The 19,700-nt window shown below is 68.0% G+C and carries 30 protein-coding genes; 26 read left to right on the forward strand and 4 right to left on the reverse strand.

What is annotated here, in order from left to right; genetic code table 11:
- Window position 1: 1 nt before the first annotated feature.
- On the forward strand, window positions 2–1,408 hold the full coding sequence (locus SY2F82_RS10915) for a S9 family peptidase (protein WP_200418818.1): 1,407 nt from the start codon (window positions 2–4) through the stop codon (window positions 1,406–1,408).
- 80 nt (window positions 1,409–1,488) lie between these two features.
- Here the strand turns inward: SY2F82_RS10915 and SY2F82_RS10920 are convergent, their stop codons facing one another.
- From SY2F82_RS10920 to SY2F82_RS10930, 3 genes are all read right to left on the reverse strand, one after another.
- The gene (locus tag SY2F82_RS10920) at window positions 1,489–1,836 is read right to left on the reverse strand and encodes a hypothetical protein (protein WP_200418819.1); all 348 of its coding nucleotides are present in this window, start codon (window positions 1,834–1,836) and stop codon (window positions 1,489–1,491) included.
- Window positions 1,837–1,949: 113 nt separating this feature from the next.
- A complete protein-coding gene (locus tag SY2F82_RS10925) occupies window positions 1,950–2,942 on the reverse strand; it encodes a helix-turn-helix domain-containing protein (protein ID WP_200418820.1) in 993 nt (330 codons plus the stop codon).
- A 193-nt stretch (window positions 2,943–3,135) separates the two neighbouring features.
- Window positions 3,136–3,630: an ATP-binding protein gene (locus SY2F82_RS10930; protein ID WP_200418821.1), complete on the reverse strand. Its 495-nt coding sequence runs from the start codon at window positions 3,628–3,630 to the stop codon at window positions 3,136–3,138.
- A 114-nt stretch (window positions 3,631–3,744) separates the two neighbouring features.
- On the opposite strand from SY2F82_RS10930, the gene SY2F82_RS10935 reads away from it, so the two are divergent.
- Window positions 3,745–4,620, forward strand: coding sequence for a helix-turn-helix transcriptional regulator (locus tag SY2F82_RS10935; RefSeq protein WP_200419407.1), 876 nt, complete (start codon window positions 3,745–3,747; stop codon window positions 4,618–4,620).
- Entirely contained in the window at window positions 4,617–4,826 is a 210-nt protein-coding gene (locus SY2F82_RS10940; RefSeq protein WP_200418822.1) for a DUF397 domain-containing protein, read from the forward strand. Before SY2F82_RS10935 ends, SY2F82_RS10940 begins: the two co-directional genes overlap by 4 nt.
- 45 nt (window positions 4,827–4,871) lie before the next feature.
- Here SY2F82_RS10940 and SY2F82_RS10945 read toward each other — a convergent pair whose 3' ends face one another.
- Complete coding sequence (locus SY2F82_RS10945; RefSeq protein ID WP_200418823.1) at window positions 4,872–6,668, reverse strand: Ig-like domain-containing protein; 1,797 nt, start codon at window positions 6,666–6,668, stop codon at window positions 4,872–4,874.
- 803 nt (window positions 6,669–7,471) lie between these two features.
- Between SY2F82_RS10945 and rpsJ the strand changes: the two genes are divergently transcribed.
- The 23 genes from rpsJ to SY2F82_RS11060 all read left to right on the forward strand — a co-directional run bounded on the left by rpsJ (window position 7,472) and on the right by SY2F82_RS11060 (window position 19,692).
- Window positions 7,472–7,780: a 30S ribosomal protein S10 gene (gene rpsJ, locus SY2F82_RS10950; RefSeq protein WP_003948644.1), complete on the forward strand. Its 309-nt coding sequence runs from the start codon at window positions 7,472–7,474 to the stop codon at window positions 7,778–7,780.
- Between the two features lie 18 nt (window positions 7,781–7,798).
- Window positions 7,799–8,443, forward strand: a complete 645-nt coding sequence (gene rplC, locus SY2F82_RS10955; RefSeq protein ID WP_200418824.1) for a 50S ribosomal protein L3 — start codon at window positions 7,799–7,801, stop codon at window positions 8,441–8,443.
- Window positions 8,444–8,451: 8 nt separating this feature from the next.
- Window positions 8,452–9,105, forward strand: coding sequence for a 50S ribosomal protein L4 (gene rplD, locus SY2F82_RS10960; RefSeq protein WP_200418825.1), 654 nt, complete (start codon window positions 8,452–8,454; stop codon window positions 9,103–9,105).
- Entirely contained in the window at window positions 9,105–9,524 is a 420-nt protein-coding gene (rplW, locus tag SY2F82_RS10965; RefSeq protein WP_200418826.1) for a 50S ribosomal protein L23, read from the forward strand. The genes rplD and rplW overlap by 1 nt, the downstream gene beginning before the upstream one ends.
- 40 nt (window positions 9,525–9,564) lie before the next feature.
- Window positions 9,565–10,401 carry a 50S ribosomal protein L2 gene (gene rplB / locus SY2F82_RS10970; protein ID WP_200418827.1) on the forward strand — a complete coding sequence of 279 codons (837 nt, stop codon included), beginning with the start codon at window positions 9,565–9,567 and terminating at the stop codon, window positions 10,399–10,401.
- 12 nt (window positions 10,402–10,413) lie between these two features.
- The gene (gene rpsS, locus SY2F82_RS10975) at window positions 10,414–10,695 is read left to right on the forward strand and encodes a 30S ribosomal protein S19 (protein WP_039656232.1); all 282 of its coding nucleotides are present in this window, start codon (window positions 10,414–10,416) and stop codon (window positions 10,693–10,695) included.
- Window positions 10,696–10,738: 43 nt separating this feature from the next.
- A complete protein-coding gene (rplV, locus tag SY2F82_RS10980) occupies window positions 10,739–11,086 on the forward strand; it encodes a 50S ribosomal protein L22 (protein ID WP_030601197.1) in 348 nt (115 codons plus the stop codon).
- Window positions 11,086–11,904, forward strand: coding sequence for a 30S ribosomal protein S3 (gene rpsC / locus SY2F82_RS10985; RefSeq protein WP_055706471.1), 819 nt, complete (start codon window positions 11,086–11,088; stop codon window positions 11,902–11,904). Before rplV ends, rpsC begins: the two co-directional genes overlap by 1 nt.
- A 5-nt stretch (window positions 11,905–11,909) precedes the next feature.
- Window positions 11,910–12,329: a 50S ribosomal protein L16 gene (rplP, locus tag SY2F82_RS10990; RefSeq protein ID WP_103837549.1), complete on the forward strand. Its 420-nt coding sequence runs from the start codon at window positions 11,910–11,912 to the stop codon at window positions 12,327–12,329.
- Window positions 12,329–12,553 carry a 50S ribosomal protein L29 gene (gene rpmC, locus SY2F82_RS10995; RefSeq protein ID WP_018564811.1) on the forward strand — a complete coding sequence of 75 codons (225 nt, stop codon included), beginning with the start codon at window positions 12,329–12,331 and terminating at the stop codon, window positions 12,551–12,553. Before rplP ends, rpmC begins: the two co-directional genes overlap by 1 nt.
- A complete protein-coding gene (gene rpsQ / locus SY2F82_RS11000; RefSeq protein WP_200418828.1) occupies window positions 12,553–12,837 on the forward strand; it encodes a 30S ribosomal protein S17 in 285 nt (94 codons plus the stop codon). The genes rpmC and rpsQ overlap by 1 nt, the downstream gene beginning before the upstream one ends.
- Window positions 12,838–13,171: 334 nt before the next feature.
- The gene (gene rplN, locus SY2F82_RS11005) at window positions 13,172–13,540 is read left to right on the forward strand and encodes a 50S ribosomal protein L14 (RefSeq protein ID WP_003998823.1); all 369 of its coding nucleotides are present in this window, start codon (window positions 13,172–13,174) and stop codon (window positions 13,538–13,540) included.
- A gap of 2 nt (window positions 13,541–13,542) precedes the next feature.
- Complete coding sequence (gene rplX / locus SY2F82_RS11010; RefSeq protein WP_200418829.1) at window positions 13,543–13,866, forward strand: 50S ribosomal protein L24; 324 nt, start codon at window positions 13,543–13,545, stop codon at window positions 13,864–13,866.
- Window positions 13,866–14,423 carry a 50S ribosomal protein L5 gene (gene rplE, locus SY2F82_RS11015; RefSeq protein WP_030345436.1) on the forward strand — a complete coding sequence of 186 codons (558 nt, stop codon included), beginning with the start codon at window positions 13,866–13,868 and terminating at the stop codon, window positions 14,421–14,423. The genes rplX and rplE overlap by 1 nt, the downstream gene beginning before the upstream one ends.
- A 5-nt stretch (window positions 14,424–14,428) precedes the next feature.
- Complete coding sequence (locus SY2F82_RS11020; protein ID WP_003956452.1) at window positions 14,429–14,614, forward strand: type Z 30S ribosomal protein S14; 186 nt, start codon at window positions 14,429–14,431, stop codon at window positions 14,612–14,614.
- A gap of 213 nt (window positions 14,615–14,827) precedes the next feature.
- On the forward strand, window positions 14,828–15,226 hold the full coding sequence (rpsH, locus tag SY2F82_RS11025; RefSeq protein WP_103837545.1) for a 30S ribosomal protein S8: 399 nt from the start codon (window positions 14,828–14,830) through the stop codon (window positions 15,224–15,226).
- Window positions 15,227–15,250: 24 nt separating this feature from the next.
- The gene (rplF, locus tag SY2F82_RS11030) at window positions 15,251–15,790 is read left to right on the forward strand and encodes a 50S ribosomal protein L6 (RefSeq protein WP_200418830.1); all 540 of its coding nucleotides are present in this window, start codon (window positions 15,251–15,253) and stop codon (window positions 15,788–15,790) included.
- Between the two features lie 3 nt (window positions 15,791–15,793).
- Window positions 15,794–16,177: a 50S ribosomal protein L18 gene (rplR, locus tag SY2F82_RS11035; RefSeq protein ID WP_028420764.1), complete on the forward strand. Its 384-nt coding sequence runs from the start codon at window positions 15,794–15,796 to the stop codon at window positions 16,175–16,177.
- A gap of 39 nt (window positions 16,178–16,216) precedes the next feature.
- Window positions 16,217–16,822 (forward strand): 30S ribosomal protein S5, encoded by a 606-nt coding sequence (rpsE, locus tag SY2F82_RS11040; protein ID WP_009190144.1) that lies wholly within the window; start codon window positions 16,217–16,219, stop codon window positions 16,820–16,822.
- Window positions 16,823–16,824: 2 nt separating this feature from the next.
- On the forward strand, window positions 16,825–17,007 hold the full coding sequence (gene rpmD, locus SY2F82_RS11045) for a 50S ribosomal protein L30 (protein WP_009190145.1): 183 nt from the start codon (window positions 16,825–16,827) through the stop codon (window positions 17,005–17,007).
- Window positions 17,008–17,009: 2 nt separating this feature from the next.
- On the forward strand, window positions 17,010–17,465 hold the full coding sequence (gene rplO / locus SY2F82_RS11050; protein WP_059127184.1) for a 50S ribosomal protein L15: 456 nt from the start codon (window positions 17,010–17,012) through the stop codon (window positions 17,463–17,465).
- 251 nt (window positions 17,466–17,716) lie between these two features.
- The gene (secY, locus tag SY2F82_RS11055) at window positions 17,717–19,030 is read left to right on the forward strand and encodes a preprotein translocase subunit SecY (RefSeq protein ID WP_200418831.1); all 1,314 of its coding nucleotides are present in this window, start codon (window positions 17,717–17,719) and stop codon (window positions 19,028–19,030) included.
- Window positions 19,030–19,692: an adenylate kinase gene (locus tag SY2F82_RS11060; RefSeq protein WP_200418832.1), complete on the forward strand. Its 663-nt coding sequence runs from the start codon at window positions 19,030–19,032 to the stop codon at window positions 19,690–19,692. Before secY ends, SY2F82_RS11060 begins: the two co-directional genes overlap by 1 nt.
- Window positions 19,693–19,700: the final 8 nt, after the last annotated feature.

Consider the following 19,700-nt stretch of genomic DNA (forward strand, 5'->3'; position numbering starts at 1 on the left):
CATGGAGAACGCAACGGCCGCCCCCGTGCATGGACCCAGCCGGCGCAGCGCCTTGTCCGGGCTCGCCGGTGCGGCCGGGGCCCTGCTGGCCGCCGGATGCACGGCCGCGGACACCTCGTCGGGACACAGGCCGGTGGCCGGAGCGTCGGCCTCCGCGACGGCCGGCGCCCCGGCCCCCGGTGCGATGACGCTCTTCGCCGATCCGGAGTTCAATTTCAGCGGGCTCCTGGCGCTCGGCGCGGCCGGTCAGCGCAGCAGCGAGGCGGGCGAGGTGCTCACCGCCGTGAACGCGATCAACAAGGCCGGACTCTCCGCACAGACGTACGTCCAGACCTTCAGGAACCTCGGCGACCAACTGATGAAGGCGCCGGAGGGCAGCAGACCCGACCGGGAGACCCGGCGCTTCCGTGCCCTGCGGGCCTCGCAGTACTACGCCCAGGCGCTGTTCTTCGTCCTCGGCTCCAACGACCCCGACAGCGAGGAGGCGCTGTACAGGGCCGGGCGCGGCGCCTGGGACACCTTCTGCGGGCTGTGCGACCCGGCGCCGGTGACGGCGAAGGTCCCGTACGGGAGGACCCCGCTGCCCGTGTGGCTGTTCCGGCCGGACGCATCGGGACGTGCTCGTCCCACCGTGATCCTGACCAACGGCAGCGACGGACAGAACGTCGACATGTGGACGTACGGCGTGTCCGCCGCCCTGGACCGGGGGTGGAACGCCCTCGTGTACGAGGGACCGGGCCAGGGCCGGCTGATCTTCATCGACGGGGTGGTGTTCACCCCGCGCTGGGAGAACGTGGTCAGGCCGCTCGTCGACTGGCTGATCGCCCGCTCCGACGTGGACACCCGCAGGATCGCCCTCACGGGGCTGAGCATGGGGGGCTGCCTGGCTCCCCGCGCGGCGGCCTTCGAGCAGCGGATCGCGGCCCTGGTGGCGATGCCCGGCTGTCTGGAGCCGTGGCTCGGCTTTCCCCCGGAGCTCCGGAAGGTCCTCACCTCGAACAAGGCGGAGACCAACGCCGTCTGGAACAAGGAGGTCGTGCTGGGGCTGTCCCCCGCCGACGCGGCCATGCTGAAGAAACGCTTCGAACCGTTCTCCGCCGAGGCCATGCAGGCGGCCCGCAAGGGCAGGATGTTCACGGACTTCCACACCCCGGCCGACCTCGTCCGGTCGCTGACGATCATGGACGTCGTGGGCCGCATCAAGGCCCCCACCCTGGTCCTCGACTACCAGGACGAGCAGTTCTACCCGGGCCAGGCACCCCAGATGTACGACAGGCTGAGGGCCCCCAAGGACTACGTGAGGCTCACGGCGGCGACGGGCGCCCAACTGCACTGCTCACCGATGGCTCCGCAGCAGCACTGCGAGGTGGTGTTCGACTGGCTGGGGGAGAGGTTGGCGGGGGGCTGACCTGGCCAGGCGACGGTCCCCCAGGGAAGCCCGGCCGCTCACCAGCCGAGGTAAGTGAGCTGGACGACGTAGACCGCAGCTCAATCGCGTACTGCCCTCATGGCCTCGTCCAGGACGGCGCTCAGCTCCCGAAGGGCCTCTCGGGCGACGGCCGCGTCCTCATGCTCCAGGTTGCTCTTGGCGCGGGCGTGCCGGGCGGAGAGGTCGGGGCGGCGGGCGATCTCGATGTCCCTGGCCCAGGCCAGAACCCAGCTCCGCACCGGGCTGAGGGACTGCCACTCAACGGCCTTGGCGAACGCCTCGTCCTTCGTGCGCTGCATCTCCGGCAGGCGCCCGGGATCGACGACGGAGAGGGCGGCCCGCAGGGCGTCCGGGGTCTGCTCGGGGCGCGGGACCAGCTCGTGTCCGTGATCGGCCTGCGTGCTCATGGAGTCCTCCCGGGAGTGCACTGGCCAGGTTGGTCGGCCGGGACGCCTGCGGTACTGCGGTGCGAACATTGACGCTCATTTCTCCAGTTCAGGGGATGCACGAGGGATCGGTATCAGGTTGGAGTGCCGGCCGAGTCGGCTGTTGCTGTGCGGCAGTCGCGGCAGCGTGCTCCTGGCTCGGGCGCGTGGAAGGCGCGGTCGCAGCCGTCGCAGTTCTGGAGGGGGTGCCGGGCGGTCAAGAGCCCTGCCGGTGCGGGGAACGGGGGCGGGGGCGGCATTTGGGCGGTGAGGCGGTGGGCCAGGAGGGCGGCCGGGCGGCGCAGGGCCTCGGGTGGGAGGTCGGTGGTCAGGGCGTGGCGTACGGCGGTCGGGGACACGTCCCGTTGCAGCCAGGCGGCGACTCCTGGGGCCAGGTGGGCCGTGTCGCAGGCGCTGAGCAGCAGGCGGGGGTCCTGGTGGTGCAGGTTGGCGAGGAGGTCGGTGGCCGTCCGGAGGAGAGCGGGGGAGGGGTACGCCGGCTGGGGGACGGGCGGGAGGGGGTGCTTCTTGCGGGGTCCTCGCGGCCTCCCGCTGGAGGTCTGTTCCGCAGGGGCCGAGTCCACGGGTGCGACACATTTACCGGGAGTGTTGCGGTTCAGCGGGTCCACCACGTCCGTGGGGACGACCGTAACGAGTGCCTGGGCAGGCTTGTGGTGGCGCGGTGCCTTCGGCTGGTTGCAGCTGATCGTGCGGGTGACGATCCGGCCGGCGGGGGTGCGTTCGCGTACGCGGCGCAGGTAGCCGTGGGCCTCCAGTTCGCGCAGCCCGGCGGCGATGCGGTTGCGGCCCTCCGGGAAGCGCTCGGCGAGCGTCTTGATGTCCACGGGGGCGTTGCTCGGCAGGGACTGGATGTGCACGGCCAGCGCGATGGCGACGAGCGACAGTTCGGGGTGCTGGGCGAGGTGGTTGCCGATCACTGTGAAGCGGGTGGTGTGGCGGGTGTTGTCGTGGATGACGCCGTAGGTGCTGCGGCGGGCAGGCGTGCGTGGATTCGCCCGGGAGTGGGGTTCGTTCGCGGCAACGGCTGACTGGGCGTGCGGGGGCACGCTAGGGTCGGGGGTACCCATCGGGAAGTCCTTACCTTCCTCGGTGGCCAGGCCCTCGATCGGGATCGCTACTCCCGGCCGGGGGCCGATGCATGTGTGCGGTTGTTTGCGCTGAGAGTAGGGGAGTTGAGGGCCGCGAAATCCAGCCGAGCCGGGGATGTTCACCCGCCCGAGTGAGCGTGGGCCCCGGGCGGAGGGGTGGGGCTTGGCGGGGTCATTTCTTCCCGGAGTTCTTTGGGTGGGAATCGCCTTCGCCACCGCAGCCCGTGGGGGTGGGTTCCGGCTCTGAGCAGCGCAGTTCCGCCCATACGGTCTTGCGCGGGAAGCGGTCCTCCCGTACGCCCCAGCGGTCCGCGAGTGCGTCCACGAGGACCAGGCCCCGGCCGGACTCGGAGCCGGCGGCGGGCTGGCGGAGCTGGGGGAGCCGTTCACAGCGGGTGTCGGTCACTTCGATGCGAAGGGTGTCGCCGACCACGTAGAGCATGAGCCGGAAATCCCGTCCCGGCACCCGGCCGTGGGTCACCGCGTTGGCCGCCAGTTCGGCGACGACATGGCCCGGCGCCTCCAACGGGAGTCCCCAGGTGCGCAGTTGCTCGGTGGCGAGCAGACGGGCGAGACGGGCTCCGCGCGGGGTGGAGGAGAGCAGCACGCTGAAGTTCCGGACGGCGTGGCCGAGTTGGTCGGTGGATTCGGCGATTTCCTGATTCACATCACTCAGAGTGGCCGTACCTGCCTACCGTGAACAGTGACGACGCCGTTGCGTACGGTGACTGTCCGGAGGTTGTCCGGTGGTGTCCGGGCTGTCGGGAGAGGGAGGGGCGGGATGCTCGTCGACGGTGACGCGGGTCGGCTCAAGGGGGAGGCCGACGAGCCGGGATGGGAGGTGGATCCGGACGACGAGTGGGGAGTGGCCGTCGTCGCCACCGTCGGGCGGCAGCTGAAGCTGCGGCGGGAGGCGGTGGGGATGCGGGCAGCCGACTTCGGGAAGGCCGTCGGGTACGGCGAGGACCTGGTCTACAAGATCGAGAGCGGAAAGCGGATCCCCCGGCCCGAGTACCTGGACAGGGCGGACGAGGTGCTGGGGGCGGGCGGGCTGCTCTCGGCGATGAAGGAGGACGTGAAGAAGGTCCGGTATCCGAAGCAGGTGCGGGACTTGGCGCAGATGGAGGCCCGAGCGGTTGAACTGGGCGTGTACGTCGGGCTCAGCATCCACGGTTTGCTGCAGACGCCGGAGCACGCACGAGCGCTGTTCGAGGCATGGCAGCCTGCGTACTCGCCCGAGGAGGTGGAGCGCATGGTGGCCGCCCGCATGGCGCGGCAGTCCATCTTCGAGCGTTCGCCTGCACCCTCGCTCAGCTTTGTCCAGGAAGAGGCCACGCTCCGCCGCCCGGTCGGAGGCACAATGGTGTGGCGCCAGCAGCTCGAACATCTGCTGGAGGTGGGGCGGTTGCGTAACGTCACACTGCAAGTGATGCCGACAAACTCCGAGGCTCACCCCGGACTGAACGGGAAGATCGAAGTGCTGAAGTTCGCGGACGGCACAGCAGTGGGCCGCTCCGACGGCGCGTACAGCGGTCGACCGACCACCGATCCGAAACAGCTCCGGGTCCTTGAGCTGCGGTACGGCACCATCCGGGCTCAGGCTCTCACGCCCCGGGAGTCGCTGGCTTTCATCGAGCAAGTGCTGGGAGAAACATGATCCGCAAGGCGTCCGTCAGAGACAGCTCTGAGCTGGCGTGGTTCAAGAGCAGCTACAGCGACGGCCCTGATGGCAACTCCTGCGTGGAGATAGCGGTAGCGCCCGCCACCATCCACGTCCGCGACTCCAAAAACCCGAGCGGCCCCCGGCTCGCCCTCACGCCGACCGCGTGGGCGGACTTCGTGATGTACGCGTCGAGAGGCTGAGCCGGGCGCCTGGAGCAACCGTGAGGACGGTGTCGGTTACCGAGGTCAGGGCACGGCGTTCGTCGTGACCGATGGCACCGCCCCGGTCTGCGGCGTCGGTGTGGGCGGCTCGGGCTGAGACGGCCGTTGCCGGTCGTGGGCCGTGATGGCCTGTCGCAGCCGGGCCAGGAGGGCTCCGCGGCCCGCGCCGAGTTCGGGGGCCTGGCCGGACGGGGCCTCGGCGATGGCCGACTCGACGGCGATGCGCGTCTTCTCGGGCTCTCGTCGGTAGCGGACGCCGGAAACGTTGGCGCGGTTGGCCACCTGCATCCACGTGATGTCCGGGCACGAGTGCTCGACCCGCAGAAGCTTGCCGAAGAGCCACTCACGCCTGCTCCTGCCGACGAACAGCACCCGCTGGGCGGTGACCACCAGCGTTCCGGAGTCGCGTACGGCGACGTCCTGACCGCCTGCGGAACGCTCCACCATCTCGGCGTCGATCACCCACCACGCCGACTCGCCGCGCTTCCGCTTGCCCCAGTCCGCCGGCCATCCACTGCCGGTTCCTTCGCCGCCCCCCAACTCCGCCGCGAACTCGGCGAGTTCGACCAGTCTCTCGCGCTCCTGCTCCCATGCCCGCAGCTCGCGCTCGTACTGCTCTGCCGCGCGCCTCGCCCTCCGGGCCTCACGGGCGGGTCGAGTGCGGCGGTGGACGTACCAGGCCGCAACGAGCAGTGCGAGGACGAGGAGCACCTTCACCAGCAGCACCAGCCACTCGGCCGTGGTCAGCTGGTCGTCCACCGCGACGTTCAGTTGCTTGGTCGTGGTGTTGCCGTACGCGTCGGTGGCACTGACCCTGACTCGGTAGGTGCCCGCGGTGAGCGCCTTGACGACGGTCGCCGCGTGCCCGGTCGAGGTGAAACCGTCGTGTGCGCCGGAGCCGTACGCCACCGTGACCTTGGCATGTTCCTCGGTGGTCACGGTGAGGGACAGGTCGCCGTGAGCTGCGCGATCGCTGTCCGACGTGACCTTCACCGCCGGGGAAGCGGTGTCGACGACCAGGTTCCGGCCCGCCGTACGGCCGGTCCGTCCGTATGGGTCGGCGACCGTGACGACCGGTGCCGGGTACCGTCCGTCCGCCATCGGTGTGCTGATCGTGGCCAGGCCGTCCCCGTCCGTCGTGAAGGCGCGGTCCACTGCGTCACCGACCGTGAGCCGGCCCTTGCTGCGCGGCGGGGCCGTGACCGTGAACCGCACCTGGTCCGAGCCGCGTGCCCGGTCGGCGCTCAGGCGCGGGGTGAGGGCATCGAGGTCGACGCGCACGCTCCGCTCCGCGCGACGGACGTTGCCCGCCTCGTCGGTCACTGCCAGCCGGGTGGTGTAGCTGCCGTTCGGCAGGACGAGACCCGCGTCCGAGACATGCCCGTCGCTGCCTACGGTGCCGGTGATCCGCTCCTTGCGGCCCGAGACGGTGAGCTCGTACGCCGCACCCGCCTCGGAAGCGAACGCGACCCGAGAAGTCGCGGTCGCCGCGTCCGGATCCGCGACGGAGAAGCCACTGATGGCCGGAGCGTCCGCGTCGATGTCGATCGTGATGTCGTCGGACTCGTCGCTGGTGTTGCCGGCGGCGTCGGTGGCCGTGACGGTGTACGTGTGTGAGCCGCTGGCGGCAGTGAAAGTGACCGTCTGGGCGCTTCCGGTCGCCGTGGCCTTCGCGACGGTGCGACCGGCGGTGCCGTACTCGTCGGTCTCCGCGACCTCGATCCGCGCCCCCCGCTCGGCGGTGACCGTCAGGCTGACCCTGCCGGCTTTGCCCGCGTGCGGCCGGGCGACCTCGGGCTGACGGGGGGCCGTGATGTCCACGGACGCGGAAGGATCGCTACCGTCCGACCCGCCGCAGTACGTGTCGTACCCCAGATCTCCGCACACGTACGAACCGGTGTCCGAAGGACACGAATGCCAGCGGTGGCATCCGTCGCGGTGTGCCTCGGCCGTGACCGGAAGCAGCCCCAGCATCAGTACGGCAGTGCCGATGACCACACTGGTACGCGGCAGCCATCTGCCGGATCCGCGCAGCCTCGATGTCATGTCGTACCCCCACCCCAGCGCATCCCCATGCGCTCCGTGTTCAACAGCTGGCACAGAGTAGAGCGGAGATGAGCAGGGATCCATTGCGGCCGGGACACCGTTACCGAGGTGAAAGCGGCTGGTGGCACCTGGGAGGCTGCTTCGAGGGGGCGGTCAAGGCACTTGGGTTTGACCCACGTCACCCCGGGGGTATTCTCTCCGGCCCGATTGGCCAGGCCCCCGCCCTATATGGCAGACTGTCGGAGTTGCTCGGTCGAGTGTTGATGCTGCGCGCCTCCCGCCGGGAGGACCGGAAGCGAGTCCCACAGTACTCGTCGCCCTAACTGCCTGACGGCAGCGCTGGGGCGGACGTACGGGAATCTTCCGGGAAGCGTGGGCGCGGCGCCGACCAGGCACCCGGTGGGCCCTTCGGTCCCCGTCGGCGCGGTTCGCAGGGCCGTGCGCAATCCCGCAGGGATGTTCGAACAAGGGACATCTGTGTCAGCGGGGGCGCGACACGCCCGACCGCGTGGGTCGGAGGGCGAGGGCAGGGAACTCCGGGTTCCAGAGCGTAAGAGAGACAGGACTACGAAGTAGCCATGGCGGGACAGAAGATCCGCATCCGGCTCAAGGCCTACGACCACGAGGTCATCGACTCCTCGGCGAAGAAGATCGTCGAGACGGTGACCCGCACTGGTGCGTCGGTCGCGGGCCCGGTGCCGCTGCCCACTGAGAAGAACGTGTACTGCGTCATCAAGTCGCCGCACAAGTACAAGGACTCGCGCGAGCACTTCGAGATGCGCACGCACAAGCGCCTGATCGACATCCTCGACCCGACCCCCAAGACCGTTGACTCTCTGATGCGACTCGACCTCCCGGCCGGCGTCGACATCGAGATCAAGCTCTGAGGCCGGTGATCTGAAGAGATGGCTAAGCAGATCAAGGGCATCCTGGGCGAGAAGCTCGGTATGACGCAGGTGTGGGACGACAACAACCGCGTTGTCCCGGTCACCGTCGTCAAGGCCGGGCCGAACGTCGTCACCCAGGTCCGTACGAACGACGTCGACGGCTACGAGTCCGTCCAGATCGCCTTCGGCGAGATCGACCCGCGCAAGGTGAACAAGCCCCTCAAGGGTCACTTCGCCAAGGCCGACGTCACCCCCCGTCGTCACCTCGTCGAGATCCGCACCGCGGACGCCTCCGAGTACACGCTCGGCCAGGAGATCACCGCTGAGGTGTTCGAGGCCGGTACGAAGGTCGACGTCACCGGCAAGAGCAAGGGCAAGGGCTTCGCCGGTGTCATGAAGCGTCACAACTTCAAGGGCCTCGGCGCCGGTCACGGCACCCAGCGCAAGCACCGCTCCCCCGGCTCCATCGGTGGCTGCGCCACCCCGGGCCGTGTGTTCAAGGGCCTCCGCATGGCGGGTCGCATGGGCAACGAGCGGGTCACCACCCAGAACCTGACCGTCCACGCCGTTGACGCGGAGAAGGGTCTGCTGCTCATCAAGGGCGCGGTTCCCGGTCCGAACGGCGGCCTCGTCCTGGTCCGCACCGCGGCCAAGGGGGCCTGAGGTAACCGATGAGCACTGTTGACATCCTTTCGCCGGCGGGCGAGAAGGCCGGTTCCGTCGAGCTCCCCGCGGAGATCTTCGGCGTTGAGAAGGTCAGCATCCCGCTGATCCACCAGGTCGTCGTCGCGCAGCTGGCCGCTGCCCGCCAGGGCACGCACAAGACGAAGACCCGCGGCGAGGTCCGTGGTGGCGGCAAGAAGCCGTACCGCCAGAAGGGCACCGGTCGCGCCCGCCAGGGTTCGACCCGCGCGCCGCAGTTCGCCGGTGGTGGCGTCGTGCACGGTCCCGTGCCGCGCGACTACTCGCAGCGGACCCCGAAGAAGATGAAGGCCGCGGCCCTGCGCCACGCCCTCACCGACCGGGCCCGCAACAACCGCATCCACGTCGTGACCGACGTGGTCGAGTCGGACATCTCCACCAAGGCCGCCAAGGCTCTCCTCGCCAAGATCAGCGAGCGCAAGAACGTGCTGCTGGTCGTCGACCGCGAGAACGAGAAGGCCGTGCTGTCCGCTCGCAACCTGCCCCAGGTCCACATCCTGGAGCCGGGCCAGCTGAACACGTACGACGTGATCGTCTCCGACGACGTGGTCTTCACCCAGGCCGCTTTCGAGTCCTTCGTGTCCGGCCCGAAGGCCACTGACACCGAAGGGAGCGAGGTCTGATGGCTATCCGTCACCCCGCCATTGCCTCGAAGGCCGCCAAGGCCGCCAAGGCCGCGCGCGTCGCCAAGGCGCGTCGTCACGCCGCCGAGGGCAAGAACACCGTCGAGACCCCGCTGAGCAAGTCGTACACGGACCCCCGTGACGTCCTGATCAAGCCGGTCGTCTCGGAGAAGAGCTACGCGCTCCTCGACGAGAACAAGTACACGTTCGTCGTGGACCCGAGCGCCAACAAGACCCAGATCAAGCAGGCCGTCCAGGCGGTCTTCTCGGTCAAGGTCACCGGGGTCAACACGATCAACCGCCAGGGCAAGCGCAAGCGGACCCGCACCGGCTTCGGTCAGCGTGCGGCCACCAAGCGCGCGATCGTGACCCTCGCCGAGGGCGACCGTATCGACATCTTCGGCGGTCCGACCGCCTAAGGGCGGTCCGGATCGTCCGATATCGGACGAGGACTGAGAAATGGGTATCCGCAAGTACAAGCCGACTACGCCGGGCCGTCGTGGCGCCAGCGTCGCCGACTTCGTCGAGGTCACGCGGTCCACGCCGGAGAAGTCGCTGGTCCGTCCCCTGCACAGCAAGGGCGGCCGTAACAATTCCGGTCGTGTGACCGTCCGCCACCAGGGCGGTGGCCACAAGCGCGCCTACCGCGTGATCGACTTCCGTCGTCACGACAAGGACGGCGTGCCGGCGAAGGTCGCGCACATCGAGTACGACCCCAACCGCACCGCGCGCATCGCGCTGCTGCACTACGCCGACGGCGAGAAGCGCTACATCCTCGCCCCGCGCAACCTGCAGCAGGGCGACACCGTGGAGAACGGTCCCGGGGCCGACATCAAGCCGGGCAACAACCTGGCCCTCCGCAACATCCCGGTCGGTACCACGATCCACGCGATCGAGCTCCGTCCCGGTGGCGGCGCCAAGTTCGCCCGCTCCGCCGGTGCCTCCGTGCAGCTGCTCGCGAAGGAGGGCGCCTACGCCCACCTGCGCATGCCGTCCGGTGAGATCCGCCTGGTCGACGTCCGCTGCCGCGCCACCGTCGGCGAGGTCGGCAACGCCGAGCAGTCGAACATCAACTGGGGCAAGGCGGGCCGCAAGCGCTGGCTGGGCGTTCGCCCGACCGTGCGTGGTGTGGTCATGAACCCGGTCGACCACCCGCACGGTGGTGGTGAGGGCCGTACCTCCGGTGGCCGTCACCCCGTGTCCCCGTGGGGCCAGAAGGAAGGTCGTACGCGTTCTCCCAAGAAGGCGAGCAACAAGTACATCGTCCGCCGCCGCAAGACGAACAAGAAGCGCTAAGGACGGGTTGAGATGCCTCGTAGCTTGAAGAAGGGGCCCTTCGTCGACGACCACCTGATGAAGAAGGTGGACTCGCAGAACGAAGCCGGCACCAAGAACGTCATCAAGACCTGGTCCCGCCGCTCGATGATCGTCCCGGCCATGCTCGGCCACACGATCGCGGTGCACAACGGCAAGACCCACATCCCGGTGTTCGTCACCGAGTCGATGGTCGGCCACAAGCTCGGCGAGTTCTCGCCGACGCGCACCTTCCGGGGCCACGTCAAGGAAGACCGGAAGTCGAAGCGCCGCTAGTAGCGGATCGCATTCAGACACGTAAGTAACTGAAGGGACAACCATGGAAGCCAGGGCCCAGGCGCGGTACATCCGCGTCACGCCCATGAAGGCCCGCCGCGTGGTGGACCTCATCCGTGGCATGAACGCCACGGAGGCCCAGGCCGTCCTGCGATTCGCTCCGCAGGCCGCCTCCGTGCCGGTCGGCAAGGTGCTGGACAGCGCCATCGCCAACGCCGCGCACAACTACGACCACACCGATGTCGACAGCCTCTTCGTTTCCGAGGCGTACGTCGACGAGGGCCCGACCCTGAAGCGGTTCCGTCCGCGTGCCCAGGGCCGTGCCTACCGGATCCGCAAGCGGACCAGCCACATCACCGTGGTCGTCAGCAGCAAGGAAGGAACCCGGTAATGGGCCAGAAGGTAAACCCGCATGGGTTCCGGCTCGGTGTCACGACCGACTTCAAGTCGCGTTGGTACGCCGACAAGCTCTACAAGGACTACGTCAAGGAAGACGTCGCCATCCGTCGGATGATGACGTCCGGCATGGAGCGCGCCGGCATCTCCAAGGTGGAGATCGAGCGCACCCGTGACCGCGTCCGCGTGGACATCCACACCGCGCGTCCGGGCATCGTCATCGGCCGCCGTGGCGCCGAGGCCGACCGCATCCGCGGCGACCTCGAGAAGCTCACGGGCAAGCAGGTCCAGCTGAACATCCTCGAGGTCAAGAACCCCGAGACCGACGCTCAGCTCGTGGCCCAGGCCGTCGCCGAGCAGCTCTCCTCCCGCGTCTCCTTCCGTCGGGCCATGCGCAAGAGCATGCAGTCCGCCATGAAGGCCGGCGCCAAGGGCATCAAGATCCAGTGCGGTGGCCGCCTCGGCGGCGCCGAGATGTCCCGCTCGGAGTTCTACCGCGAGGGCCGTGTGCCCCTGCACACGCTCCGCGCGAACGTGGACTACGGCTTCTTCGAGGCCAAGACGACCTTCGGCCGCATCGGTGTGAAGGTCTGGATCTACAAGGGCGACGTCAAGAACATCGCCGAGGTCCGCGCCGAGAACGCTGCCGCCCGTGCGGGTAACCGCCCGGCGCGCGGCGGTGCCGACCGCCCGGCCCGTGGTGGCCGCGGTGGCGAGCGGCGCGGTCGCAAGCCGCAGCAGGCTGCCGGCGCCGAGGCCCCCAAGGCCGAGGCCCCTGCCGCTCCGGCTGAGAGCACCGGAACGGAGGCCTGACCGACATGCTGATCCCCCGTAGGGTCAAGCACCGCAAGCAGCACCACCCCAAGCGCGACGGTGCGGCCAAGGGTGGCACGACGGTTGCGTTCGGCGAGTACGGCATCCAGGCGCTCACCCCGGCGTACGTGACGAACCGTCAGATCGAGGCCGCTCGTATCGCCATGACGCGTCACATCAAGCGTGGTGGCAAGGTCTGGATCAACATCTACCCGGACCGTCCGCTCACCAAGAAGCCCGCCGAGACCCGCATGGGTTCCGGTAAGGGTTCTCCGGAGTGGTGGATCGCCAACGTCAAGCCCGGACGCGTGATGTTCGAGCTGTCGTACCCCAACGAGAAGATCGCCCGTGAGGCGCTGACTCGTGCGGCCCACAAGCTGCCGATGAAGTGCCGGATCGTCAAGCGCGAGGCAGGTGAAGCGTGATGTCGGCCGGTACCAAGGCGTCCGAGCTGCGCGAGCTGGGCAACGAGGAGCTTCTGGGCAAGCTCCGCGAGGCCAAGGAAGAGCTGTTCAACCTCCGCTTCCAGGCGGCGACGGGCCAGCTCGAGAACCACGGCCGTCTGAAGGCGGTCCGCAAGGACATCGCGCGGATCTACACCCTGATGCGCGAGCGTGAGCTGGGCATCGAAACGGTGGAGAACGCCTGATGAGCGAGAACAACGTGACTGAGAAGACTGAGGCGCGCGGCTTCCGCAAGACCCGTGAGGGTCTCGTCGTCAGCGACAAGATGGACAAGACCGTCGTCGTCGCCGTCGAGGACCGTGTCAAGCACGCGCTGTACGGCAAGGTCATCCGCCGTACGAACAAGCTCAAGGCGCACGACGAGCAGAACGCCGCGGGTGTCGGCGACCGCGTCCTCCTGATGGAGACCCGGCCGCTGTCCGCGACCAAGCGCTGGCGCGTCGTCGAGATCCTCGAGAAGGCGAAGTAATAAGCGGGGGCTGAAGCCCCCGCTGACCCCCGCCGGGGACTTCCGCCCGGCAGGCCCCCGGGCCGCCCGGCCGACAGGCCCCGGCAGGGGGTTTCGCCAGACCGAAAAACTCCCGCGGAGCGATCCGCGGGGCCAAACCGCCGCTCGGCGGGGCCCGAAGGGCCTCCGCCGGGGCTGGCCGGTCCGCGAGTGGTTCGCGCGCACAGCGTGGGCGTGCACGCGGCCCCCGGCCGGAATCGGCCAGTAATTCCTGCGGGGGTATCCCCGCAGGACAGTTCCGCCAGGCTCTCCGGCTCACCCCCGGAGGGAACCGGCAGACGATCAGGAGATAGACGTGATCCAGCAGGAGTCGCGACTGCGTGTCGCCGACAACACTGGTGCGAAGGAGATCCTTTGCATCCGTGTGCTCGGTGGCTCCGGTCGCCGCTACGCGGGCATCGGTGACGTCATCGTCGCCACCGTCAAGGACGCGATCCCCGGTGGCAACGTGAAGAAGGGTGACGTCGTCAAGGCGGTCATCGTTCGCACCGTCAAGGAGCGCCGCCGTCCGGACGGCTCGTACATCCGCTTCGACGAGAACGCCGCCGTCATTCTGAAGAACGACGGCGACCCTCGCGGCACCCGCATCTTCGGCCCGGTCGGCCGTGAGCTGCGCGAGAAGAAGTTCATGAAGATCATCTCGCTCGCGCCGGAGGTGCTGTAAGCATGAAGATCAAGAAGGGCGACCTGGTCCAGGTCATCACCGGCAAGGACAAGGGCAAGCAGGGCAAGGTCATTGCCGCTTTCCCGCGCGAGGAGCGCGTCCTGGTCGAGGGTGTCAACCGGGTCAAGAAGCACACCAAGGCTGGTCCGACCGCTCGCGGCTCGCAGGCCGGCGGCATCATCACGACCGAGGCCCCCATCCACGTGTCCAACGTTCAGCTGGTCGTGGAGAAGGACGGCAAGAAGGTCGTGACCCGCGTCGGCTACCGCTTCGACGAGAACGGCAACAAGATCCGCGTTGCCAAGCGGACGGGTGAGGACATCTGATGGCTACCACCACCACTCCGCGTCTGAAGCAGAAGTACCGCGAGGAGATCGCGGGCAAGCTGCGTGACGAGTTCAAGTACGAGAACGTCATGCAGGTCCCCGGCCTCGTCAAGATCGTGGTCAACATGGGTGTGGGCGACGCCGCCCGCGACTCCAAGCTGATCGAGGGCGCCATCCGCGACCTCACCACGATCACCGGTCAGAAGCCGGCCGTCACCAAGGCCCGCAAGTCCATCGCGCAGTTCAAGCTGCGTGAGGGCCAGCCGATCGGTGCCCACGTCACGCTCCGTGGCGACCGCATGTGGGAGTTCCTGGACCGCACCCTGTCGCTCGCGCTGCCGCGCATCCGCGACTTCCGCGGCCTGTCCCCCAAGCAGTTCGACGGCCGTGGCAACTACACCTTCGGTCTCACGGAGCAGGTCATGTTCCACGAGATCGACCAGGACAAGATCGACCGCGTCCGGGGTATGGACATCACCGTGGTCACCACGGCGACCAACGACGAAGAGGGCCGTGCCCTTCTCCGTCACCTCGGCTTCCCGTTCAAGGAGGCGTGAGCGAGATGGCGAAGAAGGCTCTCATCGCGAAGGCTGCTCGCAAGCCCAAGTTCGGTGTGCGCGCGTACACCCGCTGCCAGCGCTGCGGTCGTCCGCACTCCGTGTACCGCAAGTTCGGCCTCTGCCGCGTGTGCCTTCGTGAGATGGCTCACCGTGGCGAGCTGCCGGGCGTGACCAAGAGCTCCTGGTAATCCCCCACTTGGGGATGTCCCAGGGCTCTCGGTAAGCAACTGGGGCGGCAGGACGCCCAGCCCACATGCCTTAGGCTTGTGGGGTTGGGCGTCTGTCGCCGCCCTTACGACTTACTACGCCGTAGGTCCACCGCGCCGCACCCGTCCCGTCTCGGATCGGGGAGAGGGATGGCGCACCAGGAAACCCCGGCGAGAGAGGCCGAAGGCCAATTCATGACCATGACTGATCCGATCGCAGACATGCTCACGCGTCTGCGGAACGCGAACGCGGCGTACCACGACACCGTGACGATGCCGCACTCCAAGATCAAGTCGCACATCGCGGAGATCCTCCAGCAGGAGGGCTTCATCACGGGCTGGCGCGTCGAGGACGCCGAGGTCGGCAAGAACCTCGTCCTCGAGCTGAAGTTCGGCCCCAACCGTGAGCGCTCCATCGCGGGCATCAAGCGGATCTCCAAGCCCGGTCTCCGGGTGTACGCGAAGTCCACCAACCTGCCGAAGGTGCTTGGCGGCCTCGGCGTGGCGATCATCTCCACGTCGCACGGGCTCCTCACCGACAAGCAGGCCGGCAAGAAGGGCGTGGGTGGGGAAGTCCTCGCCTACGTCTGGTAGCGGAAGGGAACGGAGGAAACAGCTATGTCGCGCATCGGCAAGCTCCCCATCGCGGTTCCCGCCGGCGTGGACGTCACCATCGACGGCCGTACGGTCTCGGTCAAGGGCCCCAAGGGCGAACTGACCCACACCGTTGCCGCGCCGATCGACATCGCCAAGGGCGAGGACGGCACCCTGCAGGTGACCCGCCCCAACGACGAGCGTCAGAACAAGGCCCTGCACGGCCTGTCCCGCACGCTGGTGGCGAACATGATCACCGGCGTGACCCAGGGTTACGTGAAGAAGCTCGAGATCAGCGGTGTCGGTTACCGCGTGACGGCCAAGGGCTCGAACCTCGAGTTCGCGCTCGGCTACAGCCACCCGATCACCGTCGAGGCGCCCGAGGGCATCACCTTCAAGGTGGAGACCCCGACCCGCTTCTCGGTCGAGGGCATCGACAAGCAGAAGGTCGGCGAGGTTGCGGCCAACATCCGCAAGCTGCGCAAGCCCGACCCGTACAAGGCCAAGGGCGTCAAGTACGAGGGCGAAGTCATCCGCCGCAAGGTCGGAAAGGCGGGTAAGTAAGCCATGGCATACGGGCAGAAGATCCTCAAGGGCGACGCCTACAAGCGCGCCGCGATCAAGCGCCGTCACATCCGGATCCGCAAGCGGATCTCCGGTACGGCGGAGCGTCCCCGTCTGGTCGTGACCCGCTCGAACCGCCACATCGTGGCGCAGGTGATCGACGACCTCAAGGGCCACACCCTGGCGTCGGCGTCCACGCTGGACAGCTCGATCCGCGGTGGCGAGGGCGACAAGTCCGCGCAGGCCAAGCAGGTCGGCGCCCTGGTCGCCGAGCGTGCCAAGGCCGCCGGTGTCGAGGCCGTCGTGTTCGACCGTGGTGGCAACCAGTACGCCGGGCGCATCGCCGCTCTGGCGGACGCCGCCCGCGAAGCCGGGCTCAAGTTCTGAGCCTGCCGTAGCTAGCGGAGACAGAGAGAGGTAATTCCAATGGCTGGACCCCAGCGCCGCGGTGGCGGTGCCGGTGGCGGCGAGCGGCGGGACCGGAAGGGCCGTGACGGCGGCGCAGCTGCCGCCGAGAAGACCGCGTACGTTGAGCGCGTCGTCGCGATCAACCGCGTCGCCAAGGTTGTGAAGGGTGGTCGTCGCTTCAGCTTCACCGCGCTGGTCGTGGTGGGCGACGGTGACGGCACCGTGGGTGTCGGATACGGCAAGGCCAAGGAGGTGCCGGCCGCCATCGCCAAGGGCGTTGAGGAGGCCAAGAAGCACTTCTTCAAGGTCCCCCGGATCCAGGGCACCATCCCGCACCCGATCCAGGGTGAGAAGGCTGCCGGCGTCGTGCTGCTCAAGCCCGCGTCGCCCGGTACCGGTGTTATCGCCGGTGGTCCGGTGCGTGCCGTGCTCGAGTGCGCCGGTATCCACGACGTGCTGTCGAAGTCGCTCGGCTCCGACAACGCGATCAACATCGTGCACGCGACCGTGGAGGCCCTGAAGGGCCTGCAGCGTCCCGAGGAGATCGCGGCCCGCCGTGGTCTGCCGCTCGAGGACGTCGCCCCCGCGGCCCTGCTGCGTGCGCGTGCCGGGGCGGGTGCGTAATCATGGCGCAGCTCAAGATCACGCAGACGAAGTCCTACATCGGCAGCAAGCAGAACCACCGCGACACCCTGCGTTCCCTGGGCCTCAAGCGCCTGGGTGACGTGGTCGTCAAGGAGGACCGTCCCGAGTTCCGCGGCATGGTGCACACCGTCCGCCACCTCGTGACGGTCGAGGAGGTCGACTGATCATGGCGGAGCAGAACCCGCTCAAGATCCACAACCTCCGTCCCGCCCCGGGCGCCAAGACCGCCAAGACCCGTGTCGGTCGTGGTGAGGCGTCGAAGGGTAAGACGGCCGGTCGTGGTACCAAGGGCACGAAGGCCCGCTACCAGGTTCCGGAGCGCTTCGAGGGTGGCCAGATGCCGCTGCACATGCGCCTCCCGAAGCTGAAGGGCTTCAAGAACCCGTTCAAGACCGAGTACCAGGTCGTGAACCTCGACAAGCTGGCCGCGCTCTACCCCGAGGGTGGCGAGGTCACCGTCGAGGGTCTGGTGGCCAAGGGCGCCGTTCGCAAGAACGCGCTCGTCAAGGTGCTCGGCCAGGGCGAGATCTCCGTGGCGCTGCAGGTGACGGTCGACGCCGTCTCCGGCTCCGCCAAGGAGAAGATCACCGCCGCCGGCGGTACCGTCACCGAGCTCGTCTGAAACCTTCGGGCGTCTCGATGACCTGAACGAACCCGACCGGGGATACCTCACACAGGGGTATCCCCGGTCGGTCGTTCCAAGGGGGGCAGTCTCGCCGGTATGGTGGCCTGCACTGCCCAGTTTCACCGGGTGTCGCGGTTCGGGCACCCGGGGCGGCAGTCGACCGTTACGTATGTCGTTGTTGTCCTTGTTCAGTCGGAAACTCAGACCGTCACCCTTGACGCAGTTGCGCGGGGGTCGCAGGAGGCACCGTGCTCACCGCGTTCGCCCGGGCGTTCAGGACGCCCGACCTGCGCAAGAAGCTGCTCTTCACGCTCGGGATCATCGTGCTCTACCGGGTCGGTACGCACATCCCGATCCCCGGCGTCGACTACAAGAGCGTTCAGACCTGTATCGACGTGGCCAAGGGACAGCAGGGCCTGTTCGGTCTGGTCAACATGTTCAGCGGCGGCGCGCTGCTGCAGATCACGGTTTTCGCGCTGGGCATCATGCCGTACATCACGGCGAGCATCATTCTCCAGCTGCTGACCGTGGTCATCCCGCGCCTCGAGGCCCTGAAGAAGGAGGGCCAGGCGGGTACGACGAAGATCACCCAGTACACCCGCTACCTGACGGTGGCGCTGGCGATCCTCCAGGGCACCGGTCTGGTGGCCACCGCCCGCAGCGGCGCCCTGTTCTCGGGCTGCCCGGTCGCGTCCTCGATCGTGCCCGACCAGTCGATCTTCACCACCATCACGATGGTCATCTGCATGACCGCCGGTACCGCCGTCGTCATGTGGCTCGGCGAGCTGATCACCGACCGCGGCATCGGCAACGGCATGTCCATCCTGATGTTCATCTCGATCGCCGCGACCTTCCCGTCCGCGCTGTGGGCGATCAAGAAGCAGGGCACCCTGGCCGGCGGCTGGATCGAGTTCGGCACGGTCATCCTGGTCGGCCTGGTCATGGTCGGCCTGGTGGTCTTCGTCGAGCAGGCGCAGCGGCGCATCCCCGTGCAGTACGCCAAGCGGATGATCGGACGCCGGTCCTACGGCGGCACGTCCACGTACATCCCGCTCAAGGTCAACCAGGCGGGTGTGATCCCCGTCATCTTCGCGTCGTCGCTGCTCTACATCCCGGCACTGATCGCGCAGTTCGCCGGGGGCAACTCCGGGTGGAAGTCCTGGATCCAGCAGAACCTCACCAAGGGCGACCACCCGATCTACATCACCCTCTACTTCCTGCTGATCGTGTTCTTCGCGTTCTTCTACGTGGCGATCTCGTTCAACCCCGAGGAAGTCGCGGACAACATGAAGAAGTATGGTGGCTTCATCCCGGGCATCCGGGCCGGTCGGCCCACCGCTGAGTACCTGTCGTACGTACTCAACCGGATCACCTGGCCGGGATCGCTGTACCTGGGTCTGATCGCTCTCGTACCGACAATGGCGTTGGTGGGCTTCGGGGCGAGCCAGAACTTCCCGTTCGGTGGCACCAGCATCCTGATCATCGTGGGTGTCGGCCTCGAGACGGTGAAGCAGATCGAGAGCCAGCTCCAGCAGCGCAATTACGAAGGGTTCCTCCGCTGATGCGAATCGTGCTCGTCGGGCCGCCTGGTGCCGGCAAGGGGACGCAGGCCGCGTTCCTCGCCAAGAACCTGTCGATCCCGCACATCTCCACGGGCGACCTGTTCCGCGCCAACATCAGCCGGCAGACGGAGCTCGGGAAACTCGCGAAGTCCTACATGGACGCGGGCAACCTGGTGCCCGACGAGGTCACCATCGCGATGGCCAAGGACCGCATGGAGCAGCCGGACGCCCAGGGCGGCTTCCTCCTGGACGGCTTCCCGCGCAACGTCTCGCAGGCCGAGGCGCTCGACGACATGCTCGAGGCCGAGGGCATGAAGCTGGACGCGGTGCTCGACCTGGAGGTCCCCGAGGACGAGGTCGTCAAGCGCATCGCGGGCCGCCGGGTGTGCCGCAACGACTCGTCGCACGTGTTCCACGTGTCGTACAAGGCGCCGAAGCAGGAAGGCGTCTGCGACGTCTGCGGCGGGGAGCTGTACCAGCGGGACGACGACTCCGAGGAGACGGTCCGCAAGCGCCTCGAGGTCTACCACACGCAGACCGAGCCGATCATCGACTACTACAAGGCCCAGGGCCTGGTGGTCACGATCTCGGCCCTCGGCAAGGTGGAAGAGGTCACGGCACGCGCGATGGAGGCGCTCCAGCAGAAGGTGGGCGACAGGTAGTCGCTCCC

It is taken from the genome of Streptomyces sp. Y2F8-2 (genome assembly GCF_014905555.1).
GTDB lineage: Bacteria > Actinomycetota > Actinomycetes > Streptomycetales > Streptomycetaceae > Streptomyces > Streptomyces cynarae.